General features: G+C 36.5%; 28 protein-coding genes. 9 read left to right on the top strand and 19 right to left on the bottom strand.

Annotated elements, in window-relative coordinates:
* Positions 1 to 339: 339 nt before the first annotated feature.
* The 3 genes from PQ578_RS22145 to PQ578_RS22135 all read left to right on the top strand — a co-directional run bounded on the left by PQ578_RS22145 (position 340) and on the right by PQ578_RS22135 (position 1,832).
* The gene (locus PQ578_RS22145; protein ID WP_273837297.1) at positions 340 to 771 is read left to right on the top strand and encodes a hypothetical protein; all 432 of its coding nucleotides are present in this window, start codon (positions 340 to 342) and stop codon (positions 769 to 771) included.
* Positions 772 to 801: 30 nt separating this feature from the next.
* The gene (locus PQ578_RS22140) at positions 802 to 1,239 is read left to right on the top strand and encodes a hypothetical protein (RefSeq protein WP_273837296.1); all 438 of its coding nucleotides are present in this window, start codon (positions 802 to 804) and stop codon (positions 1,237 to 1,239) included.
* A gap of 173 nt (positions 1,240 to 1,412) precedes the next feature.
* Positions 1,413 to 1,832 carry a TIR domain-containing protein gene (locus PQ578_RS22135; protein WP_273837295.1) on the top strand — a complete coding sequence of 140 codons (420 nt, stop codon included), beginning with the start codon at positions 1,413 to 1,415 and terminating at the stop codon, positions 1,830 to 1,832.
* 15 nt (positions 1,833 to 1,847) lie between these two features.
* Here PQ578_RS22135 and PQ578_RS22130 read toward each other — a convergent pair whose 3' ends face one another.
* Both PQ578_RS22130 and PQ578_RS22125 read right to left on the bottom strand, forming a co-directional pair.
* Positions 1,848 to 3,215, bottom strand: a complete 1,368-nt coding sequence (locus tag PQ578_RS22130) for a TRAFs-binding domain-containing protein (RefSeq protein ID WP_273837294.1) — start codon at positions 3,213 to 3,215, stop codon at positions 1,848 to 1,850.
* Positions 3,216 to 3,239: 24 nt separating this feature from the next.
* Positions 3,240 to 3,800 carry a site-specific integrase gene (locus tag PQ578_RS22125; protein WP_273837293.1) on the bottom strand — a complete coding sequence of 187 codons (561 nt, stop codon included), beginning with the start codon at positions 3,798 to 3,800 and terminating at the stop codon, positions 3,240 to 3,242.
* Positions 3,801 to 4,574: 774 nt separating this feature from the next.
* Here PQ578_RS22125 and PQ578_RS22120 point away from each other — a divergent pair.
* A complete protein-coding gene (locus PQ578_RS22120) occupies positions 4,575 to 5,093 on the top strand; it encodes a hypothetical protein (RefSeq protein WP_273837315.1) in 519 nt (172 codons plus the stop codon).
* A 321-nt stretch (positions 5,094 to 5,414) separates the two neighbouring features.
* Here PQ578_RS22120 and PQ578_RS22115 read toward each other — a convergent pair whose 3' ends face one another.
* The 5 genes from PQ578_RS22115 to PQ578_RS22095 form a co-directional block, all read right to left on the bottom strand.
* The gene (locus tag PQ578_RS22115) at positions 5,415 to 6,797 is read right to left on the bottom strand and encodes a radical SAM/SPASM domain-containing protein (protein WP_273837314.1); all 1,383 of its coding nucleotides are present in this window, start codon (positions 6,795 to 6,797) and stop codon (positions 5,415 to 5,417) included.
* A gap of 54 nt (positions 6,798 to 6,851) precedes the next feature.
* Positions 6,852 to 6,977, bottom strand: coding sequence for a hypothetical protein (locus tag PQ578_RS22110; RefSeq protein ID WP_273837313.1), 126 nt, complete (start codon positions 6,975 to 6,977; stop codon positions 6,852 to 6,854).
* Between the two features lie 150 nt (positions 6,978 to 7,127).
* A complete protein-coding gene (locus PQ578_RS22105) occupies positions 7,128 to 7,718 on the bottom strand; it encodes a flavoprotein (RefSeq protein ID WP_273837312.1) in 591 nt (196 codons plus the stop codon).
* Positions 7,715 to 8,944: an MFS transporter gene (locus PQ578_RS22100; RefSeq protein ID WP_273837311.1), complete on the bottom strand. Its 1,230-nt coding sequence runs from the start codon at positions 8,942 to 8,944 to the stop codon at positions 7,715 to 7,717. The genes PQ578_RS22105 and PQ578_RS22100 overlap by 4 nt, the downstream gene beginning before the upstream one ends.
* Before the next feature lie 262 nt (positions 8,945 to 9,206).
* Positions 9,207 to 9,689, bottom strand: coding sequence for a hypothetical protein (locus PQ578_RS22095; protein ID WP_273837310.1), 483 nt, complete (start codon positions 9,687 to 9,689; stop codon positions 9,207 to 9,209).
* Positions 9,690 to 10,111: 422 nt separating this feature from the next.
* On the opposite strand from PQ578_RS22095, the gene PQ578_RS22090 reads away from it, so the two are divergent.
* Entirely contained in the window at positions 10,112 to 10,753 is a 642-nt protein-coding gene (locus tag PQ578_RS22090; protein WP_273837309.1) for a DUF4352 domain-containing protein, read from the top strand.
* Positions 10,754 to 10,871: 118 nt separating this feature from the next.
* Here PQ578_RS22090 and PQ578_RS22085 read toward each other — a convergent pair whose 3' ends face one another.
* From PQ578_RS22085 to PQ578_RS22065, 5 genes are all read right to left on the bottom strand, one after another.
* A complete protein-coding gene (locus PQ578_RS22085) occupies positions 10,872 to 11,117 on the bottom strand; it encodes a hypothetical protein (protein WP_273837308.1) in 246 nt (81 codons plus the stop codon).
* A 33-nt stretch (positions 11,118 to 11,150) separates the two neighbouring features.
* The gene (locus PQ578_RS22080) at positions 11,151 to 11,870 is read right to left on the bottom strand and encodes a hypothetical protein (RefSeq protein WP_273837307.1); all 720 of its coding nucleotides are present in this window, start codon (positions 11,868 to 11,870) and stop codon (positions 11,151 to 11,153) included.
* Between the two features lie 17 nt (positions 11,871 to 11,887).
* A complete protein-coding gene (locus PQ578_RS22075; RefSeq protein ID WP_273837306.1) occupies positions 11,888 to 12,631 on the bottom strand; it encodes a hypothetical protein in 744 nt (247 codons plus the stop codon).
* Between the two features lie 481 nt (positions 12,632 to 13,112).
* On the bottom strand, positions 13,113 to 13,559 hold the full coding sequence (locus tag PQ578_RS22070; RefSeq protein ID WP_273837305.1) for a hypothetical protein: 447 nt from the start codon (positions 13,557 to 13,559) through the stop codon (positions 13,113 to 13,115).
* A 668-nt stretch (positions 13,560 to 14,227) separates the two neighbouring features.
* Positions 14,228 to 14,392, bottom strand: coding sequence for a hypothetical protein (locus tag PQ578_RS22065; protein ID WP_273837304.1), 165 nt, complete (start codon positions 14,390 to 14,392; stop codon positions 14,228 to 14,230).
* A gap of 793 nt (positions 14,393 to 15,185) precedes the next feature.
* On the opposite strand from PQ578_RS22065, the gene PQ578_RS22060 reads away from it, so the two are divergent.
* On the top strand, positions 15,186 to 15,425 hold the full coding sequence (locus tag PQ578_RS22060; RefSeq protein WP_273837303.1) for an AbrB/MazE/SpoVT family DNA-binding domain-containing protein: 240 nt from the start codon (positions 15,186 to 15,188) through the stop codon (positions 15,423 to 15,425).
* A gap of 747 nt (positions 15,426 to 16,172) precedes the next feature.
* On the opposite strand, the gene PQ578_RS22055 is transcribed toward PQ578_RS22060, so the two are convergent.
* The 4 genes from PQ578_RS22055 to PQ578_RS22040 form a co-directional block, all read right to left on the bottom strand.
* Entirely contained in the window at positions 16,173 to 16,412 is a 240-nt protein-coding gene (locus PQ578_RS22055; RefSeq protein ID WP_273837302.1) for a hypothetical protein, read from the bottom strand.
* A gap of 451 nt (positions 16,413 to 16,863) precedes the next feature.
* Positions 16,864 to 17,055: a hypothetical protein gene (locus PQ578_RS22050; protein ID WP_273837300.1), complete on the bottom strand. Its 192-nt coding sequence runs from the start codon at positions 17,053 to 17,055 to the stop codon at positions 16,864 to 16,866.
* Positions 17,056 to 17,673, bottom strand: coding sequence for a DUF3967 domain-containing protein (locus tag PQ578_RS22045; protein ID WP_273837299.1), 618 nt, complete (start codon positions 17,671 to 17,673; stop codon positions 17,056 to 17,058).
* A 632-nt stretch (positions 17,674 to 18,305) separates the two neighbouring features.
* Positions 18,306 to 19,580: a helix-turn-helix domain-containing protein gene (locus PQ578_RS22040; protein WP_273837298.1), complete on the bottom strand. Its 1,275-nt coding sequence runs from the start codon at positions 19,578 to 19,580 to the stop codon at positions 18,306 to 18,308.
* 589 nt (positions 19,581 to 20,169) lie between these two features.
* Here PQ578_RS22040 and PQ578_RS22035 point away from each other — a divergent pair.
* The 3 genes from PQ578_RS22035 (at position 20,170) to PQ578_RS22025 (ending at position 21,662) form a co-directional block, all read left to right on the top strand.
* Complete coding sequence (locus PQ578_RS22035; RefSeq protein ID WP_273837297.1) at positions 20,170 to 20,601, top strand: hypothetical protein; 432 nt, start codon at positions 20,170 to 20,172, stop codon at positions 20,599 to 20,601.
* Between the two features lie 30 nt (positions 20,602 to 20,631).
* Positions 20,632 to 21,069: a hypothetical protein gene (locus PQ578_RS22030; RefSeq protein ID WP_273837296.1), complete on the top strand. Its 438-nt coding sequence runs from the start codon at positions 20,632 to 20,634 to the stop codon at positions 21,067 to 21,069.
* 173 nt (positions 21,070 to 21,242) lie between these two features.
* Positions 21,243 to 21,662 (top strand): TIR domain-containing protein, encoded by a 420-nt coding sequence (locus PQ578_RS22025; protein ID WP_273837295.1) that lies wholly within the window; start codon positions 21,243 to 21,245, stop codon positions 21,660 to 21,662.
* Positions 21,663 to 21,677: 15 nt separating this feature from the next.
* On the opposite strand, the gene PQ578_RS22020 is transcribed toward PQ578_RS22025, so the two are convergent.
* The 3 genes from PQ578_RS22020 to PQ578_RS22010 are packed head-to-tail and all read right to left on the bottom strand — an operon-like array spanning position 21,678 to position 23,815.
* On the bottom strand, positions 21,678 to 23,045 hold the full coding sequence (locus PQ578_RS22020; RefSeq protein ID WP_273837294.1) for a TRAFs-binding domain-containing protein: 1,368 nt from the start codon (positions 23,043 to 23,045) through the stop codon (positions 21,678 to 21,680).
* A 24-nt stretch (positions 23,046 to 23,069) separates the two neighbouring features.
* Positions 23,070 to 23,630, bottom strand: a complete 561-nt coding sequence (locus tag PQ578_RS22015) for a site-specific integrase (RefSeq protein WP_273837293.1) — start codon at positions 23,628 to 23,630, stop codon at positions 23,070 to 23,072.
* On the bottom strand, positions 23,621 to 23,815 hold the full coding sequence (locus tag PQ578_RS22010) for a hypothetical protein (RefSeq protein ID WP_273837292.1): 195 nt from the start codon (positions 23,813 to 23,815) through the stop codon (positions 23,621 to 23,623). Before PQ578_RS22010 ends, PQ578_RS22015 begins: the two co-directional genes overlap by 10 nt.
* Positions 23,816 to 23,865 lie beyond the last annotated feature (50 nt).

Genomic DNA, 23,865 nt, shown 5'->3' with positions numbered 1-23,865 from the left:
ATGCGAAATTTGATAAGATACAGGCGAAGAAGCTTCCCCGAGCTTCTCCCCCCCCCCCCCCTTAAAATAAATAAAAATAACCCCCACGTCGTAAATGGCGTGGGGGTTTATGTTTAACATAATTCAACTTATCGGAAGAAGGGGTTATAAATATAACGAAAATAATATACCTTCTGAATGAATTTTATGGAATATTATAGTCACATTTTGCTAAAAATATAATAAATTATATAGCGCAATCAAAAGGTTATTTATATGAACAAATAAATGCACAAATAAATGCACAAATAAATTGACAAAAATTCGTTTAAATGATATGATAAAGGTGGGTGGAAATTAATGCAAGGGAGAGTGGTAAAAGTGATGGTACAAGACAAGGAGTTCACATTTACCGACTACTTAGACGATTCCTCACTATTTAAAGGTAAAGATTTAAGAACTTTATCACAAAATCAGTGGGTGGAAGAGTCTAAAAAACATGAAAAAATAGGGTTGATCGTTAATAACAAGTTGGAATTGGCATTGCTGAGTTGGAAAAGGTATAAAGAATTAATTCAAGCTATGCAAACTTTAGTTGAAGAACGAGATCAATTATTAGAGCAGGTTGAACAACAAGAATTAACTCATAATTATTCTGATAGAGCTGAAGACTTCGAAAGAAATAACACTACAAATGTTATAACTGGTAAAGATGTAGACAGCGCTTTTGATAATTTAATGAGTGAAGTTCTTCGACGTTCTAAAACCAACAGAACATCTAGGGGGGATTAATTTCGCAATTTGAAAGGAGGTGTAATAACAATGAGTTTAAATAACTTCGGTCCTAACAAACCGATACACACAGTATTATTTAATGATGCAGTTGCTACAGAATTAGCATTCATATTTGACGAAATATTTGAAGGCGATTCTAAGAAAATGGAAGAAATGATTTCTATATTCAAAACCTCTGTTAAACATATCGACAAACATTGGCAAGTTAATAGTAAGCCTGCAGTAAAGCCAAAACTTAGCACTTATGGTTATCGCATTTATAAATTTCATTCGTCCGCACAATTGGCAAAAACACCAAATGAACCACCCGATTTCCGAGTAGTTTTCAAGTATGTTGAAGCCACTAATACTATTGAGATACTAACAGTAGGTATTCGCGTTGATAAGTACAATAATAATTATTTACCAACCACCCACGATATATATGAGCGAACAAAGATTCTAAGTTTACCAGAAGAAGAATAATTCCTAATACTTACATAAACATAGATTTAAACAAGACTGTTATATAGACTTACATAATATTACATAAATTTAAACCACCCTAATAAAGGAGCAGAGAAGGATTTCTCGCTCCTTTATTTTTGAAATATATTCCTTTATAGTGAAATAGTACAAAATGATGGGGGGGATTTAACTTGTTAACAAATGCATCTTTGAAAAACTATCGTATTTTTATTAGCCATGCATGGAACTATAATGATAGTTACTACAAGTTAGAAAAAATGCTTAATGAAGCACCTAGGTTTAAATGGAGCAATCATAGTGTTCCTAAACATGATTCATTAGATACAACAACTGATAAGGAATTAACCAAAGAACTAATCGAACAAATATCAGGAACAAATGTCATTTTAATTGTTTCTGGAATGTATTATGGACATAGTAAATGGATCATGAAAGAGATTGAAATTGCCCAAAATATGAACAAACCCATTATAGCCATTAGACCACGTGGACAACAGCGAACTCCTACACCGGTTCAATTAGCAGCTAAAGAAGTGGTTGGATGGTCAACTTCAAGTATTGTACAAGCTATAAGACAACATTCTTTATAATAAAAGAGGAAGCAATTATGCTTCCTCTTTTAGTTCTAGTATTATTTCCTCTAGTCTCACTGTAGAGATACCTTGAGACTTATACTGTTCTAAAATAAATTCAAAGTTATTTGCAGTAGTCTTTCTTTTCATGAGACTATGATTGTCTGACATTATCTCTCCTAGGTTTTCTGTCGCCGTATTCCAATCTTGCTTAAGAATAGCAAGTTCGAGAGCAGTAGCTTGAACCCAATAACTCTTTGACTGACCTCCTCCTTGTCTCTCAATAGCAAATTCCACCAACGGTTCTAACTTTTTAAAATCCTCCTTAGATTGATCACTATTTTCTACTAACATTAAAGTTAAAGCATTGATCCCTGGATAATAATCTCTCGGATCAGTTATAAAGCCTTCCTTGTATGTCCTGATAGCCTTTTTTAAAGGACCTTTTGCTCTTTCTCTACCTTTTAATTTATCCATTTCGACAAATTTGTCCTTATAAATTCTACCTAATATGCCTAAAGTCTCTGATGAAGGGCCGAACTGACTAATTACAGAGTCCAGCATAGAAATAGCTCTTTCTCTATCATTGTCTTGATTTCTTCTATTCAAGGCTAGAGCTAATTGTTCTTGTATCTGGATGCTCTCCTTAATACTAGAAGGAAAATATTCAACCACCCTGATCATATCCTCCCAACTCTCGATGTCACGATATGAAAGTAATAAGTCCAAAAGGATTTCGTGAGAGGCAACTTGAAAATCCCCCAATTCGTCTTCTATAGCTTTTATTTCACTAATTGCTTCCAACTTTGGTTTTATTCTTGATAGTTTTAACTTTTCTCTAATACCATCTATATGAAATAATCGACTATGAAAAGACTCTGTTTGATCTGGGGTTAGATTCACTCCAGGAAAGTCTTTTATAAATTGAAATAATGGACTATCTTTTGCAGATTCATCCTCTAAAGCTTCATTGATACGCTTTTGAATTTCTTCTTTTAATTGTTGAGCATTTTCCTTCTTTAATTCCCCGTCCTCTAATGTATAAGGTATCGCTCTTAATGGGCTAACATCAAACGGTAATCTAGTATCATGAGAAAATATTAAAATTGTTGACTTTGGCTTAGCGCAATGTCTAATACCTAACTCATAGAAAACATTTGCATTAGCCAAAGTTAGATCAGCTATTACAATTTCGGAGAGTAGTAATCTTTCATACATTGGTCCATGAATAAAACCACCCATTCTTTCTTCATCTGCTCTTATGATGTCTAAATTTTTATTTGATTCACTAATTGAAGGCTTAATACCGTTGGAGTAAATTGAATCAAAATCAATTGCAATCCTATCTGATTCTTTTACTCCGAATGGCATCGCTACAAACACTAATGGTTTTAAAGACAATTTCTTCACCTCTTCGTTTTATAATTATAAAGAAAAATTTTCCATAGCTGAATCAATTATATCATCATTAATCCCAATATACCGAAGCGTAATCGATGGACTGCTATGGCCAAAGATCTCCTGCAACATCGCCACATCCTTCGTACGCTGGTAAAAGTGGTACCCGAATGTCTTCCGAAGCGTATGCGTGCCAATCGCACCCTCGATGCCAACGACGCGCGCAGCTTCATTGATAATCTTCCACGCCATCACCCGGCTAATCGGTTTGTTGCCCTGGCGTGAGGGAAACAAATAGTCTGACGCAGCTAACCCCTTCGTATATTTCGCTATTTCCTGCTGCAGGGCCACCGTCATGCGGACCTTCCGGATCTTGCCGGTCTTTTGCTCCTTGATCCGCAAATGCGTGGCTGAAGCCACGTCCATGACCCTGAGAGGCAAAATATCGCCAATCCGTAAGCCAGAATTGATCCCAAACGCAAACAAGAAGTAATCCCTGTACGATTTATGTAGTAAATGCTCCTTCATCTCCCGGATCTGGTCCGGATCGCGAATCGGTTCGACCGTATTGGCGCCTTTTACTCCCATCCTACTTCCTCCTCATCCGAAAACAGCACTTCTCGTAATTCCACCGGCTGCTGCTTCATGTCATTCGCACATCGCTGACAGACGGCCACATCCTCATCCATCAAATAAGCGACGATGCGACGATATCCCCTGGCTCAAAATCCCGAAAGCACGCCACACAATTAACAGTCCTGGTATGTCCCTTTATACGCACGTTATAACCCTCTTTCATTCAATACGTTTATCTTAGTTATACATTAACATTCAATATGTTAATGTGAAAACCCTTTTCTTTGCGTACATACGAAAAAACCCCTTGCCAGGCAAGGGGTTTCCGTCTTGTTATGGGGGATTAATGAGTTTAACAAACTATTTATTTTGTTAATCTCATTATTCAATCCAAATTAGTTAACGGCTGAATGATGTAGCTTTGTTTATATCCAGATAGCCGAACAGCCAACAATACGCTAAAACGTGCGATATCCGCGGGTATAATTTTAAAAAGGAGCCCCCTCTTTTAGCCAGGGCTCTGTTTTTTATACATAATTAGTCTTGTAAGAGTGACCACGAATAAGATATAGACAATTATTGTACTTATTCTCACAAATGTATAGAGTGCCATATCGACATCTATCCATGTTTTCATATCGAACGTCAATAACGTAAGAAGAATGCTAGAGAAAAGAGTTCCATAAAATATTTTTTTAGTCTTTTGCATTTTTTTAGTATTTTCTGACATTTCTAGGCCTCCCTGTGTTAATATTATAACGAATTACAAATAAAGGAGTGGATATTTTGAAAAAAACTGCAGCTAAATTTTTAACTCTCGGTCTTGCTGTTACTATGTTAACAGCACCATTAACAGAGGCTTCTGCATCAACTGGTAGCGAAGAACTTTCACAATCTACATATTTAGGCGACTCTGAAAATAAAGATTTCAAAGCGTTCAAACCAAAAGAAGATCCAATTATAACTCCTCAGTACATTCCAATTCCTTATAACTATATTTACACAAGATTCTATTCGAACGCAACACTAGGCTCATGGTTATCTACTATTGATGATACCAGAACTGGAGTAGGTGCAACAACTGCTGTTTTAGGCATAATATCTATACCAAGTACTATCGCTAGACCAATAGCAGCTACTGGATACTCTGTTGGAAATATAGTAAATAGAACATATGACGAGTATTCTAAGGCTTACCATAAAGGGCAGGGTATGCAAGTTATAGTTCGTAAAAATCCAAATTTCAATGGATACAATTCTCGTCATTTTGTTGAATGGATTCCGTCATATTCTAGAATGCAATAAAATTGAAGAGGGAGTAAGAGGAAGCAGAAGTAATCCAACTGCTTGCATTACAAAAAAAAGATTAGCTACTTGGCTAATCTTTTTTTTATAAGTGGCCTCTCCATACCTCCCGTAGTCATAATTACGATGGGATAATTAAGGAATGGTGTGGTCGCATGATTTGAAGTGAGATTACTAGCAACTAATTAATCAACTTAAAAGCACCTTGCCAGTTAATTTGGCAAGATGCTTTTTTAAGTTTAACAAATTAACCATTTTGTTAATCTCATACGGATTGTTATTTAGAGAATTTTAGTACCTTGAATCTAACTAATTAAAAAACTAGCTCTTAACTTTCGACTTTTCTAGCTGTCTCTTTTTTTCTCTGCCTACGACTCTTACCACTTGTTTAATGTATTTTTTTTCAGGTGGGCATGGTGCTTCACCAGTCTCAATCCTTACAAGTGGACAGGCAGATCCTTGGCAGGAAGGTCTAAAGAAACATTTTTGACAACCTGGATCTTCACCTTCATCATTCATCACCCATAAAGCAAACTTATCCATATCTAAATCCATAGTACCATCTGGTTGCAGAGTACCAATATGGTTTTTTTCGTTATAAAGTGCTACCGTACATTTATAAATCATTCCATCAGACCCTATAACAAAAGAGTTTGGTTTAGCTGCATAGCAAACATATCCACCAGGTTTTAATATGTCATCTAATACATTATTCAACCCTTTATCAACTGCTAAATCGCATAAACTAAGCGCAGATTTCGTAGCATCTCTTTCAGTTAAAACATTTAATTCCTCATCATTAGGTCCTCCCCATTGCCCTACAGGAAAAAAATTCACTGCAAATCTATCATCTTCCGAAAAATTCTCTTTTATTTTATCAATAAAATTAGGAACGTCTGGTAGGTTTTCTTTTAGAAAGTTCACTCTTATCCTACAGAGGAACTTCTCATTAGTTTCTTTCATCGCCAATAAGTTTTTCCAAATTTTCTCAAACGTTGACTGTCCACCTGCCAAATGTCTTGTTCTATCATGATGTTCGTGATCCCCATCAACCGTCACCTGAAAATAGGAGACATTATATTCAATTAATTTTTTCACATTAGTTGGAGAGAGATTATAACCATTTGTAGTAACACTAGCAGTATAAGTTATATCAAACTCCTCACATACCTTCTTGAATTCAAGAGATAGCTCCTCAATAACATCCATGGCAATTAAGGGTTCTCCACCAAACCAGTGGATATTTAGATACTTTAAAAATCTAGCTTTATTTCTAACATACTTTTTAATAGATTCTCTAACTTCTTTTGTCATTTTCCCTTTTTCAAACTTTTCATAGCAATATGTACACCTGAAGTTACATTGCTCAGTAACTAAAAATATTAATTGCAAAGTATCATTTTTTCGTCCTGCTATTTCATGTAACATCCTTGCCCTGAATAATTCATTGGTCGTTTCTTTAACAATAAACCCTCTATGAGCTAGGATTTTAGGAAGGCCCTCAAGCTCTCCATCATACCCATTCTTTAGGATATTCTTGACACTCGTAACATGCTTTGGTGGGACGTTGATAAAAGCCCCAGAATAAGTATTAGACAGATAAAGACTTCCATCTTCTTCTTTTGATTGAATTGTATAACGAGATGACATCCAATGATCCGATTTTTCTTCTTTGCTTTCTGGTAACTTTATAAATGGTTCCATTACACTATCGTCCTCCATCTCATATTAAAAAAGGGGGGATCCCCCTTTTTCCGTTTAACAGCTATTACAGTTGGTATTGGCTACAGCGCCACGGATGAGCATATCTAAGTCTTCGCTATTGGCAGACAAGCAATCAACGCTCTCAGACAATTCAACGATTCCGAATTCTTCTAATTCCATAAAGATACACCTCCATAGTTATAATTCCTGGTTAAGTATTAGCAACTATTACAGTTTGTGTTCGCAACTGCTCCGCGAATTAGCATGTCTAGATCCTCATTGGTTGCATCCAAGCAATCAATACTTGGAGACAAATCCAAGATATCAAATTCATCCTTCAATTCCATCATTCATCACCTCCTTTTTTGGAGTGAATGTATCTTCATAAACCTTTTTAATATAATCAGCAATAGCATATGGAGGTGGCATATGACCACTTAATACAGCATCACCGGTTGCAGTTATCCAACCATTACCACTAGGACTTACTACTTTATGACCGTCAGAAAGTAGTAACTTCACATTTCGTTGAACCACTTTTTTACTCCACATGTTTGGATTCATATTTGGAAAAAAAATCACCGGTTCTGGATAGCATAAAAGCAACATGGTTAAGAGGTTATCAGTATCACCATGTGCAGCTTTAGCCAAAGTATTAGCAGTACATGGAAGTACAACAAACATGTCTGCCCAAGCAGATAGATCAGAATGAGGAACATTAACATTTGACTTAGCACTAAGAAAGTCTACATATAATTCTCGATCAACGTATGTGCTCAAGAAGTCTAGCGAAACAAAATTCTCTACCGATGGAGTAGCAACAATTTTAATATCTGCGCCTAATTTTTCTTTTAAAATTCTTAAATACAGTGGTAACTCTAATACCCCTGATGAGCCAGTAACCCCCATTAATAAATTCATTGCGATACTTCCCTTTCTATAACAAATGGAATTTGTGATAATTTTAAGTAAATTAAAGAAATCACAGCTGCACTTACTTCTGTAACACCAGCTATTAAAAACATTGACTTCGGCCCATAAATATCAGTTAAGAAGCCGAATGTAAAATGGGCTAAAGGTGTTGAGGCCATTGATACAGTCATTAAAACACTACCTACTCGTCCCATTAAATTCTGAGGAACAATTGTTTGAATAATTGTTGGTATAAATACACCTACCAACGCTGTAAATACTCCAACCATAAATAATGAGCCAGCAACCATCAAAAAAGATCCTAACCAATACACCAATCCAAAGAATATACCTTGCCCTAAAAAGCCTGCGGTTACATAATACATTGATGGGGTTTTGATAGCTTTAAAGGTCAAGATACCTCCAACTAAAGTAGCTCCAATAGCCATCGCCATTTGTATACCACCGAGAGCATCAGCACTTAAATTCATTTCTTCTACCAAGAACGGTAAAACAGCCATAATTCCGTTAGCTCCAATATTCGCAAAAAACATTGTAACAATTAAGGTCAGAAGAATTTTTTCGTTTTTCACAAAAAGTAACCCTTCATGTAGGTCAGCCAAAAATGATTTCCAACCACTGCTCCCTGGAACTTCATCCTTTGTATCAGAAACAAGTTTAATTTTAATTAAAGAGATTAAAACAGCTGAAAATAAAAATGAGAACAAAACAATGATCATAGCGAGAATATAAGAATTAGCAGCTATAAGTACACCACCAATAACCGGCCCAAATATATTAATCATTCTAACTGTTGTAAAATAAACACTATTAGCTTGAGAAAACTGAGCTTGCTTAACCAACTTAGGCTTTAATGCTTCTGCTGCTGGCCAATAAAAAGCATCAACTGTTCCAAAAAGAACAGCTACGATGAACAATAACCAAATTGGAAGGTACGAAGTCGATAAAGCAATACATAAAAAAGTAATAATCAAACCTCGTAAAAGATCGGAAATAACCATAATTATTTTCGGCCCGACAGCATCTGCTATTACTCCTCCAACTAATCCAAATATAAATCTGCAGACTCCCATTAAAAGCAAAACAAGTCCCATTAATGAACCTGAATTAAACACATCTGCAATATACCAAGAGATTGCTATCATAAAGATAGCGTCACCTAGTGCAGAAAAGACACTTCCACCAAAAAAACTGACAAAATTCTTGTTTTTCACCAAGCTTCTCATATAAACCGCCCTATTTTTTGAATATTTAATCAAATAAATTATTACATGATTTTCCATGAAATGTTATTGGGAAATATAAAGGGAAATTAGCCGTGAAATCGACGTATTTTCTCCCGTATTTCCCAATAAAAAAAAGAAGGATATGATTTAATAAAATGGAATTTTATACTTTTGCAATAAAAAAAGACCTCATCAGTGAAGATGAAGTCTTTTGATTAACAAAATATCCATTTTGTTAATCTCACGAGTGTCATTTATTTAATTTGGTATATACATTTATGAACTCTTTCAGCCGATCTGTTGTATCAAGGATTTCTAAACGTCGAGCCCATCCCCACTCTTCAACTAAAAACGGCTCATCCATCCATAATATTTTCACATCTCTTCGATGACGCGAATCATTACTAGTAGGTGAATCTACATAATAAGCATCACTAACAATTTCAACAATTGCATACACATGGAATTTTGTTGTTCTTCCTGTACCAAGAACAAGTACATCTCCCACTTCCACATTCTTATAGAAACGATCAAAGAATTTTCTAATTAAACCCCAGCGTCGTTTCTTCTCGCTAGAAGCATCTAAATCTTTAAATAGTTTACTTTTTTTAGCCTCACTCAGTTCACCATAATTCAAATCTACTCCTGGCTCATCAAGTGCAACATAAGGACTATCACCATCCATAAAACGCTGCGCCCAGTCTTGAAATGTTTTCATTAACCATACGTTCATAACTTCCACTCCTAAGTAATAAGTATTTTTAAATATTTAACTTAAAAAACACCTATACAAAAGCTTTTGTAAGTAACTTATTTATTTGTTTAAATCATAATATAACTTTATATACAAAGTCCATAAGTTTCTTTCGACAAAATACTTAAGTGATCAATAAAGCTATACAAAATAACCATTTACGCGATTTTTTATAAATACAAAAAGCACCTTTACTACTAAAGGCGCTTTCTTCTTATCAAATTACTTATTTTGTTAATCTGATGATGATCACTCACCAGAATCCAGTAACCGGATTCTGGTGAGACTTAGCGAACTATTGTTTTCCTGATATTGAATTTTAAGGAAAACTATTGTAAAAAAAGGAAATAAATACGATAATAACTTGTAAGTACCATATATTAAATCAATCGGGGGATAAAATGGCTAAACTAGTAAACTGTAAAGCTTGTGACAAGGAAATAGCAAAAGGGGTAAAAAAGTGTCCAAACTGCGGTAAAGATCAGCGTAGTTTTGTTATGAGACATAAGATTATTTCATTTATCGGTATAATAGTAATTTTAGGTGGTATTGGTAGTGCTTTGGGTGGAGGCAGCGACGAGGCTTCTACAGAAGTATCTGGTGAATCCAATAAAGAGGCAAAAGAGGAAACAACTTACTCATTGAACGATACGGTTGCTCTTAAAAAGACTGAAGTGACTGTCACTAATTTTGAAGAGAGAGATGAAGTTGGTGTATCTGGAGTAAGTAAGCAAGCCTCTGACGGTGGAACGCTCGTAGCAATTCAATACACAATTAAAAACATTTCTGAAGAGCCCGTTGGTGCATTCTCAATGCCTTCAGTTAGTCTTGTGAACGAAAAAGGAACTAAGTTTGACTCTGACATTGATGCAACTTCTAATTATGCTGTAGAAACTGATGTCGATAACTCTAAGATCATGAGTGATTTAAATCCAGATATCAGTGTGACAGATGTGAAAGTATTCGAGGTATCAAAAGAGAAATTCCAATCAGGTAAATGGTTCATCTTAGTAGACGGAAAGCAAAAAGTAGCACTGAAATAATAAAGAAAAAACCCCAATGATCCCAGCTGGATCATTGGGACTTTTCATTTAACAAATTAGTCATTTTGTTAATCTTATCCACTAATAACTGAAATTTAATTAACCAATTCTTTACTAATCAAATAGGTTTCGTATTTAATTTAGTTTCCCTAATCAGAGCTAAAATCAGCAATGATAAATGAATGAAATAAAATATAATAGAAACATAGGAGTTTGTAAAAAACGCCATTAAAGCAGATAAAGAAGCTACAATTAGAAGAATTACAGTAATAGAACTCTGTTTTTTATTAGATTTATTTTTCAAAGTATATATTACAATAAATACAATGGTAGCCAAAGAAATAATTGGTAATAATATTTGCATAATGGAACTTCCTCCTATTTCCTTTGCTTTTTGTTAGTCCCAATTTTCATATACACAAGTAGTTACACCACCTACTCCAAAGCCAGTTGCTACAGCTACACATGGAATACACAGAACAGCTGTAGCACATGCAACAGCACATATATTTCCTAATTGCCATCCCACTATTGACGGTAGCGCCAAACACTTAACGAATCCATCGAAATCAAGACCTAATGGCGTAATCACGTTTGACTGTTTTTCTTTATATTCTTCAGCTGTATAAAAAGGTTCATCCGAAATATCGTTATATTCTTCTACTCCATTTGTATAAAAAACAGTTTGAAAAGTTCCGACTTCAGATTTTTGCACTAATAATTCTGAATAAGAATCTACTGTTTTCAAATCTGAAAAATGAATGTTTACATTACTTACGTTACCATAATGATTCGAACTAACAACTGGAATGCTAACTGTCGTATAATCATTGTCTTTATATGAATATACTTTCGTCTGCTTGTAATCTAATTCTGTTGATTTGATGTCCAAGTTTTTACGAATTTCTTTTTTGGCTTCTTTGATCCATTTACTCTTTTCTTTTTCATTTGATATTTCAACAAAATTTTCCATCTGCGTTAGTATAGTTTGATCGAAAGTACTCAAATTTTCTCGTTCTGTTGCAATTGCGTTATCATTAGGAATTACATACGTTAGTGAAAATATTACTGATAGTGCAATAAGAATGCTTTTTTTGAAATTCTTTAAAATCCCCATTAAATCCCCTCCAATTATTAGTCCCAATTATCACTTAAACAAGCTGTAACTGATCCACCACCTGCACCTACAGCTAGAGCGACACACCAAACACATCCTGAGCCTAAAGTAACAATACAAACACTCCCGCAAATGTAAGCTACATTTAATAACACGTCTCTAGGTAGCTCTAAACAATCTGCAACTCCTCCCCAATCAATACCATAAGGAGTGATTTCTTGATTCTTTTTCTCTTTAAACTCGGCTGCTGTCATAAAAGGTTCTGAATAAACTTCATCTACTTCTAATTTTCCATTTAAGTAAGTTGTTAGTTGAAAAGTATTTTGTTCTGAACGTTTCAACTCTATTTCTGTATAAGTTACCAGTTTTTTTGTGTTTTCATTGAAATGAACTGCAACATTACTTATATTATGATGATCTGGACTTACTATTGGGATTGATATAGAAACGATTGAACTATCCTCTATTTTATAAAAGCTAAGTTTATCAAAATCATAGTTATTTCCTTGAAGGTGAACTTCATTTTTATCAATAGCCTTATGTAATTGCTTGCTCCATTTCTTAATTTGTTTCTCATCATTAATTGGATTTAAAAGACTCATTTGTTTTTCTAAACTCTGTTCTGGACTTATTTGTTCTTGTGAATTTTGTTCTTGATTTAATTGGTTAAAATCAGCTTTAACAACTCCACCATTCGAAGAAAATGCTATTACAATTATACCTACTAAAAAATAAAACAAGCTCATTCTTATTTTCCCCATAATTTTCCTCCCAAAGATAAATTTTCACTAACTACAAAAACATTTTAATCTACAAAAGATAGAAACTATCAATATTCATCTCCTTCATTTTGATATACAACTCTTCTAAAATATAACACTGTTTTTTCCATTTTTTGGGTTTTTTGGAAGATAACTAAAAAGGGGTAAAAGGTTTTGGGTAGTTTGAATCACAAGTGAAAATTCTCGAGGGTATTGTAAATATCACTTTTTTTGCTAACGCATCGATTGGATGAAGGTCTTTTCTTACTCTCTTTGTTTCTCATGCTATTTTTTATAACCTGTAAGGAAGAAAAGTCTCATAATAAAGTATACTTATTGATATGATAGCTCGAAAACTAGGTGTTCAGAGGTCATTTCACTCATATGTAGATCAATTCGAAGTTGTATAAAACAAGAAAGACCAGTTCCTTAAGAAACTGGCCATTACTTAACTATCACTTATTTTGCGTATCTGACTGAATTAAGAAGTTTTCTTCTTATTCTTTTCTAGTTCGCGTTGTTCCTCATGCCATTTTTTATATCCAGTGAGGTGCGCATCAAGGAGGCCTTTATAATAGAACCAACTATGACTTTCCACTTTTTCGGTACACTCATTGAGATTTTCCCAGTCTGAAATCATTTCCACAGCAGGATCTATGTATTTTTCATTAGAGGCCGCCTGATCAATTAAATTGGCACAAACATCGCGATGCCAGTCTTTTCTTTCGTAAGTAGAGTCATCTTCGCCTTCTGGTGGAAGGCCCAGTAAATCCAACATCGAATCTATTAGCTCACTTATATCCTCATCGAATACTTCAACAGCCTTTGTAGTGACAGGGTCATTTAACACTTTTTTGAAAGAGTCTTTTTTCTTGTTGTAACTCGCTACAGTAAGGATTACTTTTTTTATTACTTTTTCTCTTTCCATCGTCTCAACTCCATTAATAATTTAACCAAAGGACGTAAGTGTATCATAAAGAACAATAGAAAAACCTTGGTAGTACTGGATTTCCTCTATTTACCTTTGTCGATTATCAAGATTCATACAACATGTCATGCTGAGAACAAATTCCCCCCGGACATCTACATGGCATGGCCTTTCACATGGAATGCGTATATCATGCCACATATCGTGAGGATAATTTGGATATGCATGCGGTACGGTATGTCGTACGTATCTCATGTACACGAAGGACGTCACGGCATACGGACGATGGAGACGTCACACGGAATGTGTTTTCGATGAGGCATGAGATACGCATGAAATTCACACGGGGTATCACACACTGTGCAAAATCGATAAATCCCCTTTTAACGACTTGCTTTTAGACACCAGACTACTCCTCCCGAACTACCAGATCTCCCCCCTCTCCTGACAGCATTTCAAGTGCCAACCCGTGACTTCTGAGTGGGTCCCGCGCCCGTCGGTGGTTTTTGTTGCCTTCTCTCGCTACGCTCGTATAACCGCTCCGGGCTTCCCACTCAGAAGTCACGCAGAAATCTTCTGTCCAAGCAGCGCGGAGCCTTCCTCCGCTCGGTGGTTTTTCTTACCTTTTTCTGCTCGCACTCCTTCTTCGAATCCGTACGTACAAAAGCCTATTTTGTGACATACAACCGCCTCCCGTCGTCCACGCTGTTGGACGCCAGATCATTCTCCCGGAAGATCTCTCCTGACGATCCGCTCCCGGTTCCGTCCGCTTCTCGATCTTCTTTTTTGGTAGCTTTCCCTACTCCTTTTTTGACAACTGCGTTAGATGCCACAACGGAATCCCGCCCCGCCCATCTCTACGAAACTTCGGCCCATTTTCGCCCCCTGCAATGTCCATTGCGCGGCGAAAACGAGCCGATAACGCCCTGACTAACTCGTCATACACGTAGTAGCGCATTTGTAGGTGGGCGATGTCGCACACTGTACTCCCGGCGCGGGTTTCACGATGTCGAATTAGTCACGGATTCTAGTGGTATCCTTTCGCATCGTCCCTAACGCCCCGTCGGCACTGGGTTTATCGGCATTCGACGGGGTAAACTTATTTACGTGGCATATAACGCAAAGAGCATAAGGGAGACGTATGACAAACCACCCTATCGGGTGTTTGTCAGTCAGCATAGCTGACCGTCTTCCCTTACTGCGAACAGAAACGCTTGCGCGTCCCTGTTCTTGGTCCTACGCTACGCTTCGGACTGCTCATTCGAAAGCTCCTGTTCGTCGCTTTCTATTTTAAAACCGTTCCTGCACTCCCGCAGCGATCCATCTGGATCACTCCGTCCGTTCCGGTAAAGGTCAACTTCCTCTGCCGTGCGTTCCCCACACAAAGCTTGCGCTTCGTTCGTACACACACGAAAACCATCTCTGTACGCACGCCTATCTGAAAAACGGACCTGTGTGCGCTCGCTTACACCGGTCACAAAGGGCTTTTTTCGGCGTGCGTCACATCAATACATCCACGTATCGTTTAACCTAAGGTAGTTAATCACAATGTAAAATGGATGGTAGAATGAAAGTTAAAATAAAGAAAATCCTAGCTGTCGAAGTAACGGAAGAGGAGTGAGTCACATGGCAACAGTTCAAAAATGGGGTAATAGTTTGGCTGTTCGTATTCCCAATCAATTCGCTAAGAATTTAGGAATAGTTAACGGCTCTAAAATCGAGCTTCAACTTCTTGATGAAGCCATAATCATTAAACCTGTAAAAAACAAGCCAAGCCTAGAGGATTTATTAGCAAAAGCGAAGGGGAAAATGAATCCACACTTGGATTATGATTTCGGTGAACCAAAAGGGAAAGAAAGTATTTGAGAATTTGAGATTATCGTGTGATTAAAAGGGACGAAGCAGCCTTGAAGATGTCGTCCCTTTTGCTTTAGTTATTTTACTTCCGGAATGTCCGTTTTAATTAATGGTCCTTACCTAAAGATGTCACGAATTCGAGATATGTCCCTCTGTTCCTGGTTAAATTCAATAACCTTTTATATGCGTAACACATACGGGTATATATTATTTATTTATATATTATTCTTTAATAAAAGAAGGAACAAAGGAACATGTTATTGTGACCCATTGCAGTAACAGATTTCCTCCGTTCCTTTTCCATGTGACATATCAGGGACATTGGAGAGACATTTCAATACAAAAAGGAACAAATCGAACTAAAATGCTCAAATGCAAGTAAATATTGTGAAAACCACCGCAAAATTGTAACCGCTTTCTTTTTTTGTTGAATTGCAATACGCAAGTATTGATTAGCTAAAAAAGGAACATTACTAGCGAAAAAAAGGATCATTTTACCTCACAAAAAGGAATAAAGGAGGAACTTCTTTTGATAAAAACCTCTCCTTTTACGTAGAACATTGTCATGAGGGTTTGGATTCTGTGATAAAATATAAATAACCCATTTGCAGAACAGGAAAGCTATTTTTGTGCTAAAAATAGCGACAACGAAAAGGCTACTGGTAATTCGCCAGTAGCCTTTTCATGTTTATTTATCAATGAATTTTTTAATTGAAATTAAAAAAGGACGAGATGAAGCCTTTAGCCTTTAAATCATTACTCTGTGATTGATCTGGAAAAATCATAAAGGTCTTTAAAAACGTTAGATGTATCAAGTGTTCTTTGGGTTCTCCGTAAAGTCGCCATATCTCTTGCTCCGAATACTCCTATACTTACACCAGGAAGTTGTTTTAACTCACGAAATGCAGCTTTAGCCTGTACTGATGAAGAGACTTCAAGTATTTTTATTGGACCTTCAGGATCAGACCCTTTTGAGTATAAATACATTTTCCCCATTTTTGATTCCCCTTCTTGATCTACGTCGATTATCAGCAATTCTTCGTTCATATAAAAAGTTTACATGACTGTGAGCCAAAGTCATCAGAAATTAGTAGCAAAGTTCAAAGCCAGTCCCTTAATTCAAGAGCATATAGAGCCGATGGCTCAGTCACTTTATGGTTGTTAGATTTCGTATATGTTAGCATGGCAATATTTAGTTAACAATTATTGGATCCTTTTGAAAGAAAACACTGAAGTTCAAGAGCTAGATTTGACTTTAGAGAAGCCTAAAACATCATTGAAAGGTCATAAGTCTTACAGATAAGAAAACGCCTCTAAGCTCGTTTTTGAAGCGATGAGGAAGTTTTAGAGACAGTGAAGTCGATTGGGTGCGTTGAAAATAAAAAGAAAGCTCCAAAAAAGAGCTTTTCAAAGTGAATCTGACGTATTTAGAATAATATACCTCATATTACAAATTTTTGTAATCCTTTTTTCCTGACTTAATATCATTTTCCATAGAAAAAAGTAAATCTCTCAGTTCTTGATCAACTTGACCTATTTCATCCCACGTCATCGTGATCTGAGCACCCATCTTAAAATCCATAATTTTAATAAATCTGGCAGAAGCTTTCCGTTCACAATACATCACATCGTAACGCATTTATTTACCACCAAACCAACGGGATAAGAAGCCCTTTTTCTCTTCCTCTTTGTGTTGCTCTTCTTCTTTCGCAGCCACCATCATTTGCTTCGTTTCCTGCATTTCTCTTATAGATTCCATTAACCGTCTATCTCGTTCGTCCATTCGTTCATCGATGCTCTGAAGCTTGTTCTGTAGGGCTTCGTTTTGTTTCGTTAGTTGTTCATTGTGCTCTTTTATGGCTACCATTTCTTCTCGTTGTTCATCCCTCATCGACTGTATTTCCTCACGTTGCTCTTCCATCACGCTAAGGATGGAAGTATAGCTTTCTAGCAAGCCTTGCATTAACGGCGGCTTTGATTCGTTCTCCGTTGTTTCCACAATAATCTCCGTGGCCGTTTCCTTTAAGCGTTCACGAATCATCTCAAGAGGTTCGTTCGCATCTTTCATTTTTTCAATCAACTGAAAGAGATGAAGTGATTCTTCGGTGTATCGTTTGTTACGCCCGGATCCTACAGACGGTAGATACTCTCGAAACTGATTCTTCCACGTTGTGACTGTCGTGGCAGGACGCCCGATAAGATCGCCAATTTCGGCTAGGGAATAGGTTTTACGAAATGACTCTTGTTGTTCGTTCATCGTCAGTTGAACCCACCTTTCGTTGCATTGTTCATGTATAGTTGTCGTTCGTTGTTTGTTGAACCTGTTGCTCGTTTGATTGTTAATAGTTCGTCGTCAGAGTTTGTTTTACCTTCTCATAAATCACACTCTAAATAAACTATATTCGTTGAACGTCATCTTTCTATATGGTCAAAGGCATAAGGTAAAATCCACTAGCTACCTTGTGGATTTTAGAATGTATAGGTTTCCATAGGATCGCTTGTTGGCCTGGTCGTCTTTGGAGGGTGTTTTAAACCCCGATTTATACTCCTGAGAGAATGTGCAAACGAACCTTAAACGAACGGAAAGCATATGGCTTTTACAAATTGAATTATCCAATAAAATCACCAAAATGCACAGCATCTACATCAACTTTTTTCTCCGAGTAACTGTAATCCATAGAATAAAATAAGAGCCCTCACTCGGAGACAAGTTAGAAGGTCTAATCTGTACTAAACTCCCCTGTAAGTCTAAAGAACACCTCAAACCCGCCCCCATCTAACCAAAGAAAATAAACCCTATCTAGACGATAAAACACCAAAATAAAGAAGGCTCCATAAAGGAGCCAGGGCTACGCCCCATAATATAAAGGGACAGACCGTGGGACAAAACTATTTTTTCATTAATCTATGGACTGTTGACCTTGTTAACCCTGTTAATTCTGCTATTTCTCTAATTGTAGCCTCAGGGTGTCTAGAAATTGCTTTATTAATTAAAAACTGCTTGTCTAATTGTAGTTCATTTTGATCCTCTAAGTATTTTTTACGGGGTCTGACGCCCTCTGTGCGACGTTTTTCTCGTTTAGCAATAGTATTTCTCTTACGCTTCTCAAAACGGCCTATAAGCGTCTTTAAATGGCTCTGTTCATCTTCTGTAATCGCAAGCCAATCAATAAGTGTACTGTTTTTTAAATTGTAGCCGGCACCCGGGTAACCTTTTTCTTTGGCCAAACGGTTGGCTTCTTCATTGCTCTTTGCATCCCAGGCCTTTTGAGCGCTTTTAGTTGCGCGTAACACCTCTTTTTCGGATAAAGGCTCTTTAAATTGCGAATTTAAAAACAGTGTTTGATGAATCGCTTCGTCTGGATCAGCCAGGTAACAGCACTGCCAGTAGCGATATAAGAAACAAATCAGTTCACGAGATCCCTTTACATCGTAATTGCGTAATTCCACAAGCTTCACGAGATCCAATAAACGCGCATGATGCAAAGAATATGTATTAAAGAGTTGCTGTACCTTCTTAGGTCGACCGCGTTTTGAGGGTGTCTTTTCCGTCTTCAGAACCGGTAAATACTCCTCTTGTAGGGTTCGTAAGGTATAACGGTAATCATGCCGATATTCTACATGAACCTCTTCACCGTTCTTAGAATTAATGCTACCGTCTATGCGAAAAACACGCGCTGCATCACTTGCCTTAGCGTCACCGCCAAACTCTTTTAACTGTTGCAGTAAATACTGCTGAACAGCTTGCCATAGGGGAAGAGCTTTATAAGGGACTGGGTCTATGAGCCAGATTAATACCAGACCCTGACCAGAGAAAATAATGATATTAGGTTCAGGGATTAACTGATCGAAAAACTCGAGTTGTAATTTTCCTAAAAGCCATTCGGGATCCAGATTCAAGAGATAGCAGTCCGTATCTACATACAAGGATCGTAACTCCCGAATCGTCTCAATTTGGCGACTGGGTTTATAAAAGGTATTTTGACTAAAATAAATATCCTCACCGAGCCATTTTGACAAGTGGTTGGCCAGTTCATTAGGTTTATAGTGGTATTGTTTAAATCCTGTCTTCGTTTTTCTTGCTAACGTAATATAGCCAGATGAATCCTTATGTTGAAACCAAGTATGGTACTGTGCTTTTTTTAAGATGTTGGCATTTTCCATAAAAAAATCCTCCCTAATGGTGGAAGGATTCATATACCCTGTGGTAAAATTAAAAACAAATCATACTTAGAAAAGGGTACACTATGAATCCTTTTTAGTAGCCGAGAAAACCCCTGCCCGCCAAAGCAATGGGGTTTTTTCTATTTTCATCCACTTCTTTATTACAACTATTCTATCAAACTTTGAGAATACTTGCTTGACCGTTTTCAGTATTTCAATTGTCAAATTTCACCCATATTCATAGAATCCAATGCGAAATTTGATAAGATACAGGCGAAGAAGCTTCCCCGAGCTTCTCCCCCCCCCCCCCCTTAAAATAAATAAAAATAACCCCCACGTCGTAAATGGCGTGGGGGTTTATGTTTAACATAATTCAACTTATCGGAAGAAGGGGTTATAAATATAACGAAAATAATATACCTTCTGAATGAATTTTATGGAATATTATAGTCACATTTTGCTAAAAATATAATAAATTATATAGCGCAATCAAAAGGTTATTTATATGAACAAATAAATGCACAAATAAATGCACAAATAAATTGACAAAAATTCGTTTAAATGATATGATAAAGGTGGGTGGAAATTAATGCAAGGGAGAGTGGTAAAAGTGATGGTACAAGACAAGGAGTTCACATTTACCGACTACTTAGACGATTCCTCACTATTTAAAGGTAAAGATTTAAGAACTTTATCACAAAATCAGTGGGTGGAAGAGTCTAAAAAACATGAAAAAATAGGGTTGATCGTTAATAACAAGTTGGAATTGGCATTGCTGAGTTGGAAAAGGTATAAAGAATTAATTCAAGCTATGCAAACTTTAGTTGAAGAACGAGATCAATTATTAGAGCAGGTTGAACAACAAGAATTAACTCATAATTATTCTGATAGAGCTGAAGACTTCGAAAGAAATAACACTACAAATGTTATAACTGGTAAAGATGTAGACAGCGCTTTTGATAATTTAATGAGTGAAGTTCTTCGACGTTCTAAAACCAACAGAACATCTAGGGGGGATTAATTTCGCAATTTGAAAGGAGGTGTAATAACAATGAGTTTAAATAACTTCGGTCCTAACAAACCGATACACACAGTATTATTTAATGATGCAGTTGCTACAGAATTAGCATTCATATTTGACGAAATATTTGAAGGCGATTCTAAGAAAATGGAAGAAATGATTTCTATATTCAAAACCTCTGTTAAACATATCGACAAACATTGGCAAGTTAATAGTAAGCCTGCAGTAAAGCCAAAACTTAGCACTTATGGTTATCGCATTTATAAATTTCATTCGTCCGCACAATTGGCAAAAACACCAAATGAACCACCCGATTTCCGAGTAGTTTTCAAGTATGTTGAAGCCACTAATACTATTGAGATACTAACAGTAGGTATTCGCGTTGATAAGTACAATAATAATTATTTACCAACCACCCACGATATATATGAGCGAACAAAGATTCTAAGTTTACCAGAAGAAGAATAATTCCTAATACTTACATAAACATAGATTTAAACAAGACTGTTATATAGACTTACATAATATTACATAAATTTAAACCACCCTAATAAAGGAGCAGAGAAGGATTTCTCGCTCCTTTATTTTTGAAATATATTCCTTTATAGTGAAATAGTACAAAATGATGGGGGGGATTTAACTTGTTAACAAATGCATCTTTGAAAAACTATCGTATTTTTATTAGCCATGCATGGAACTATAATGATAGTTACTACAAGTTAGAAAAAATGCTTAATGAAGCACCTAGGTTTAAATGGAGCAATCATAGTGTTCCTAAACATGATTCATTAGATACAACAACTGATAAGGAATTAACCAAAGAACTAATCGAACAAATATCAGGAACAAATGTCATTTTAATTGTTTCTGGAATGTATTATGGACATAGTAAATGGATCATGAAAGAGATTGAAATTGCCCAAAATATGAACAAACCCATTATAGCCATTAGACCACGTGGACAACAGCGAACTCCTACACCGGTTCAATTAGCAGCTAAAGAAGTGGTTGGATGGTCAACTTCAAGTATTGTACAAGCTATAAGACAACATTCTTTATAATAAAAGAGGAAGCAATTATGCTTCCTCTTTTAGTTCTAGTATTATTTCCTCTAGTCTCACTGTAGAGATACCTTGAGACTTATACTGTTCTAAAATAAATTCAAAGTTATTTGCAGTAGTCTTTCTTTTCATGAGACTATGATTGTCTGACATTATCTCTCCTAGGTTTTCTGTCGCCGTATTCCAATCTTGCTTAAGAATAGCAAGTTCGAGAGCAGTAGCTTGAACCCAATAACTCTTTGACTGACCTCCTCCTTGTCTCTCAATAGCAAATTCCACCAACGGTTCTAACTTTTTAAAATCCTCCTTAGATTGATCACTATTTTCTACTAACATTAAAGTTAAAGCATTGATCCCTGGATAATAATCTCTCGGATCAGTTATAAAGCCTTCCTTGTATGTCCTGATAGCCTTTTTTAAAGGACCTTTTGCTCTTTCTCTACCTTTTAATTTATCCATTTCGACAAATTTGTCCTTATAAATTCTACCTAATATGCCTAAAGTCTCTGATGAAGGGCCGAACTGACTAATTACAGAGTCCAGCATAGAAATAGCTCTTTCTCTATCATTGTCTTGATTTCTTCTATTCAAGGCTAGAGCTAATTGTTCTTGTATCTGGATGCTCTCCTTAATACTAGAAGGAAAATATTCAACCACCCTGATCATATCCTCCCAACTCTCGATGTCACGATATGAAAGTAATAAGTCCAAAAGGATTTCGTGAGAGGCAACTTGAAAATCCCCCAATTCGTCTTCTATAGCTTTTATTTCACTAATTGCTTCCAACTTTGGTTTTATTCTTGATAGTTTTAACTTTTCTCTAATACCATCTATATGAAATAATCGACTATGAAAAGACTCTGTTTGATCTGGGGTTAGATTCACTCCAGGAAAGTCTTTTATAAATTGAAATAATGGACTATCTTTTGCAGATTCATCCTCTAAAGCTTCATTGATACGCTTTTGAATTTCTTCTTTTAATTGTTGAGCATTTTCCTTCTTTAATTCCCCGTCCTCTAATGTATAAGGTATCGCTCTTAATGGGCTAACATCAAACGGTAATCTAGTATCATGAGAAAATATTAAAATTGTTGACTTTGGCTTAGCGCAATGTCTAATACCTAACTCATAGAAAACATTTGCATTAGCCAAAGTTAGATCAGCTATTACAATTTCGGAGAGTAGTAATCTTTCATACATTGGTCCATGAATAAAACCACCCATTCTTTCTTCATCTGCTCTTATGATGTCTAAATTTTTATTTGATTCACTAATTGAAGGCTTAATACCGTTGGAGTAAATTGAATCAAAATCAATTGCAATCCTATCTGATTCTTTTACTCCGAATGGCATCGCTACAAACACTAATGGTTTTAAAGACAATTTCTTCACCTCTTCGTTTTATAATTATAAAGAAAAATTTTCCATAGCTGAATCAATTATATCATCATTAATCCCAATATACCGAAGCGTAATCGATGGACTGCTATGGCCAAAGATCTCCTGCAACATCGCCACATCCTTCGTACGCTGGTAAAAGTGGTACCCGAATGTCTTCCGAAGCGTATGCGTGCCAATCGCACCCTCGATGCCAACGACGCGCGCAGCTTCATTGATAATCTTCCACGCCATCACCCGGCTAATCGGTTTGTTGCCCTGGCGTGAGGGAAACAAATAGTCTGACGCAGCTAACCCCTTCGTATATTTCGCTATTTCCTGCTGCAGGGCCACCGTCATGCGGACCTTCCGGATCTTGCCGGTCTTTTGCTCCTTGATCCGCAAATGCGTGGCTGAAGCCACGTCCATGACCCTGAGAGGCAAAATATCGCCAATCCGTAAGCCAGAATTGATCCCAAACGCAAACAAGAAGTAATCCCTGTACGATTTATGTAGTAAATGCTCCTTCATCTCCCGGATCTGGTCCGGATCGCGAATCGGTTCGACCGTATTGGCGCCTTTTACTCCCATCCTACTTCCTCCTCATCCGAAAACAGCACTTCTCGTAATTCCACCGGCTGCTGCTTCATGTCATTCGCACATCGCTGACAGACGGCCACATCCTCATCCATCAAATAAGCGACGATATCCCCTGGCTCAAAATCCCGAAAGCACGCCACACAATTAACAGTCCTGGTATGTCCCTTTATACGCACGTTATAACCCTCTTTCATTCAATACGTTTATCTTAGTTATACATTAACAT

It is taken from the genome of Guptibacillus sedimenti (assembly GCF_028610665.1).
GTDB lineage: Bacteria > Bacillota > Bacilli > Bacillales > Guptibacillaceae > Guptibacillus > Guptibacillus sedimenti.
Note: the sequence above shows the minus strand (reverse complement) of the source record. Positions and strands in the feature narration are given on the sequence as shown.

Excerpts from the sequence above, each read along its gene's own strand:
- PQ578_RS22145 (WP_273837297.1), top strand. The coding sequence starts at position 340 with ATGCAAGGGAGAGTGGTAAAAGTGATGGTACAAGACAAGGAGTTCACA.
- PQ578_RS22140 (WP_273837296.1), top strand. The coding sequence starts at position 802 with ATGAGTTTAAATAACTTCGGTCCTAACAAACCGATACACACAGTATTA.
- PQ578_RS22125 (WP_273837293.1), bottom strand. The coding sequence starts at position 3,800 with ATGGGAGTAAAAGGCGCCAATACGGTCGAACCGATTCGCGATCCGGAC.
- PQ578_RS22115 (WP_273837314.1), bottom strand. The coding sequence starts at position 6,797 with ATGGAACCATTTATAAAGTTACCAGAAAGCAAAGAAGAAAAATCGGAT.
- PQ578_RS22110 (WP_273837313.1), bottom strand. The coding sequence starts at position 6,977 with ATGGAATTAGAAGAATTCGGAATCGTTGAATTGTCTGAGAGCGTTGAT.
- PQ578_RS22105 (WP_273837312.1), bottom strand. The coding sequence starts at position 7,718 with ATGAATTTATTAATGGGGGTTACTGGCTCATCAGGGGTATTAGAGTTA.
- PQ578_RS22095 (WP_273837310.1), bottom strand. The coding sequence starts at position 9,689 with ATGAACGTATGGTTAATGAAAACATTTCAAGACTGGGCGCAGCGTTTT.
- PQ578_RS22090 (WP_273837309.1), top strand. The coding sequence starts at position 10,112 with ATGGCTAAACTAGTAAACTGTAAAGCTTGTGACAAGGAAATAGCAAAA.
- PQ578_RS22085 (WP_273837308.1), bottom strand. The coding sequence starts at position 11,117 with ATGCAAATATTATTACCAATTATTTCTTTGGCTACCATTGTATTTATT.
- PQ578_RS22080 (WP_273837307.1), bottom strand. The coding sequence starts at position 11,870 with ATGGGGATTTTAAAGAATTTCAAAAAAAGCATTCTTATTGCACTATCA.
- PQ578_RS22075 (WP_273837306.1), bottom strand. The coding sequence starts at position 12,631 with ATGGGGAAAATAAGAATGAGCTTGTTTTATTTTTTAGTAGGTATAATT.
- PQ578_RS22070 (WP_273837305.1), bottom strand. The coding sequence starts at position 13,559 with ATGGAAAGAGAAAAAGTAATAAAAAAAGTAATCCTTACTGTAGCGAGT.
- PQ578_RS22060 (WP_273837303.1), top strand. The coding sequence starts at position 15,186 with ATGGCAACAGTTCAAAAATGGGGTAATAGTTTGGCTGTTCGTATTCCC.
- PQ578_RS22055 (WP_273837302.1), bottom strand. The coding sequence starts at position 16,412 with ATGGGGAAAATGTATTTATACTCAAAAGGGTCTGATCCTGAAGGTCCA.
- PQ578_RS22050 (WP_273837300.1), bottom strand. The coding sequence starts at position 17,055 with ATGCGTTACGATGTGATGTATTGTGAACGGAAAGCTTCTGCCAGATTT.
- PQ578_RS22045 (WP_273837299.1), bottom strand. The coding sequence starts at position 17,673 with ATGAACGAACAACAAGAGTCATTTCGTAAAACCTATTCCCTAGCCGAA.
- PQ578_RS22040 (WP_273837298.1), bottom strand. The coding sequence starts at position 19,580 with ATGGAAAATGCCAACATCTTAAAAAAAGCACAGTACCATACTTGGTTT.
- PQ578_RS22035 (WP_273837297.1), top strand. The coding sequence starts at position 20,170 with ATGCAAGGGAGAGTGGTAAAAGTGATGGTACAAGACAAGGAGTTCACA.
- PQ578_RS22030 (WP_273837296.1), top strand. The coding sequence starts at position 20,632 with ATGAGTTTAAATAACTTCGGTCCTAACAAACCGATACACACAGTATTA.
- PQ578_RS22015 (WP_273837293.1), bottom strand. The coding sequence starts at position 23,630 with ATGGGAGTAAAAGGCGCCAATACGGTCGAACCGATTCGCGATCCGGAC.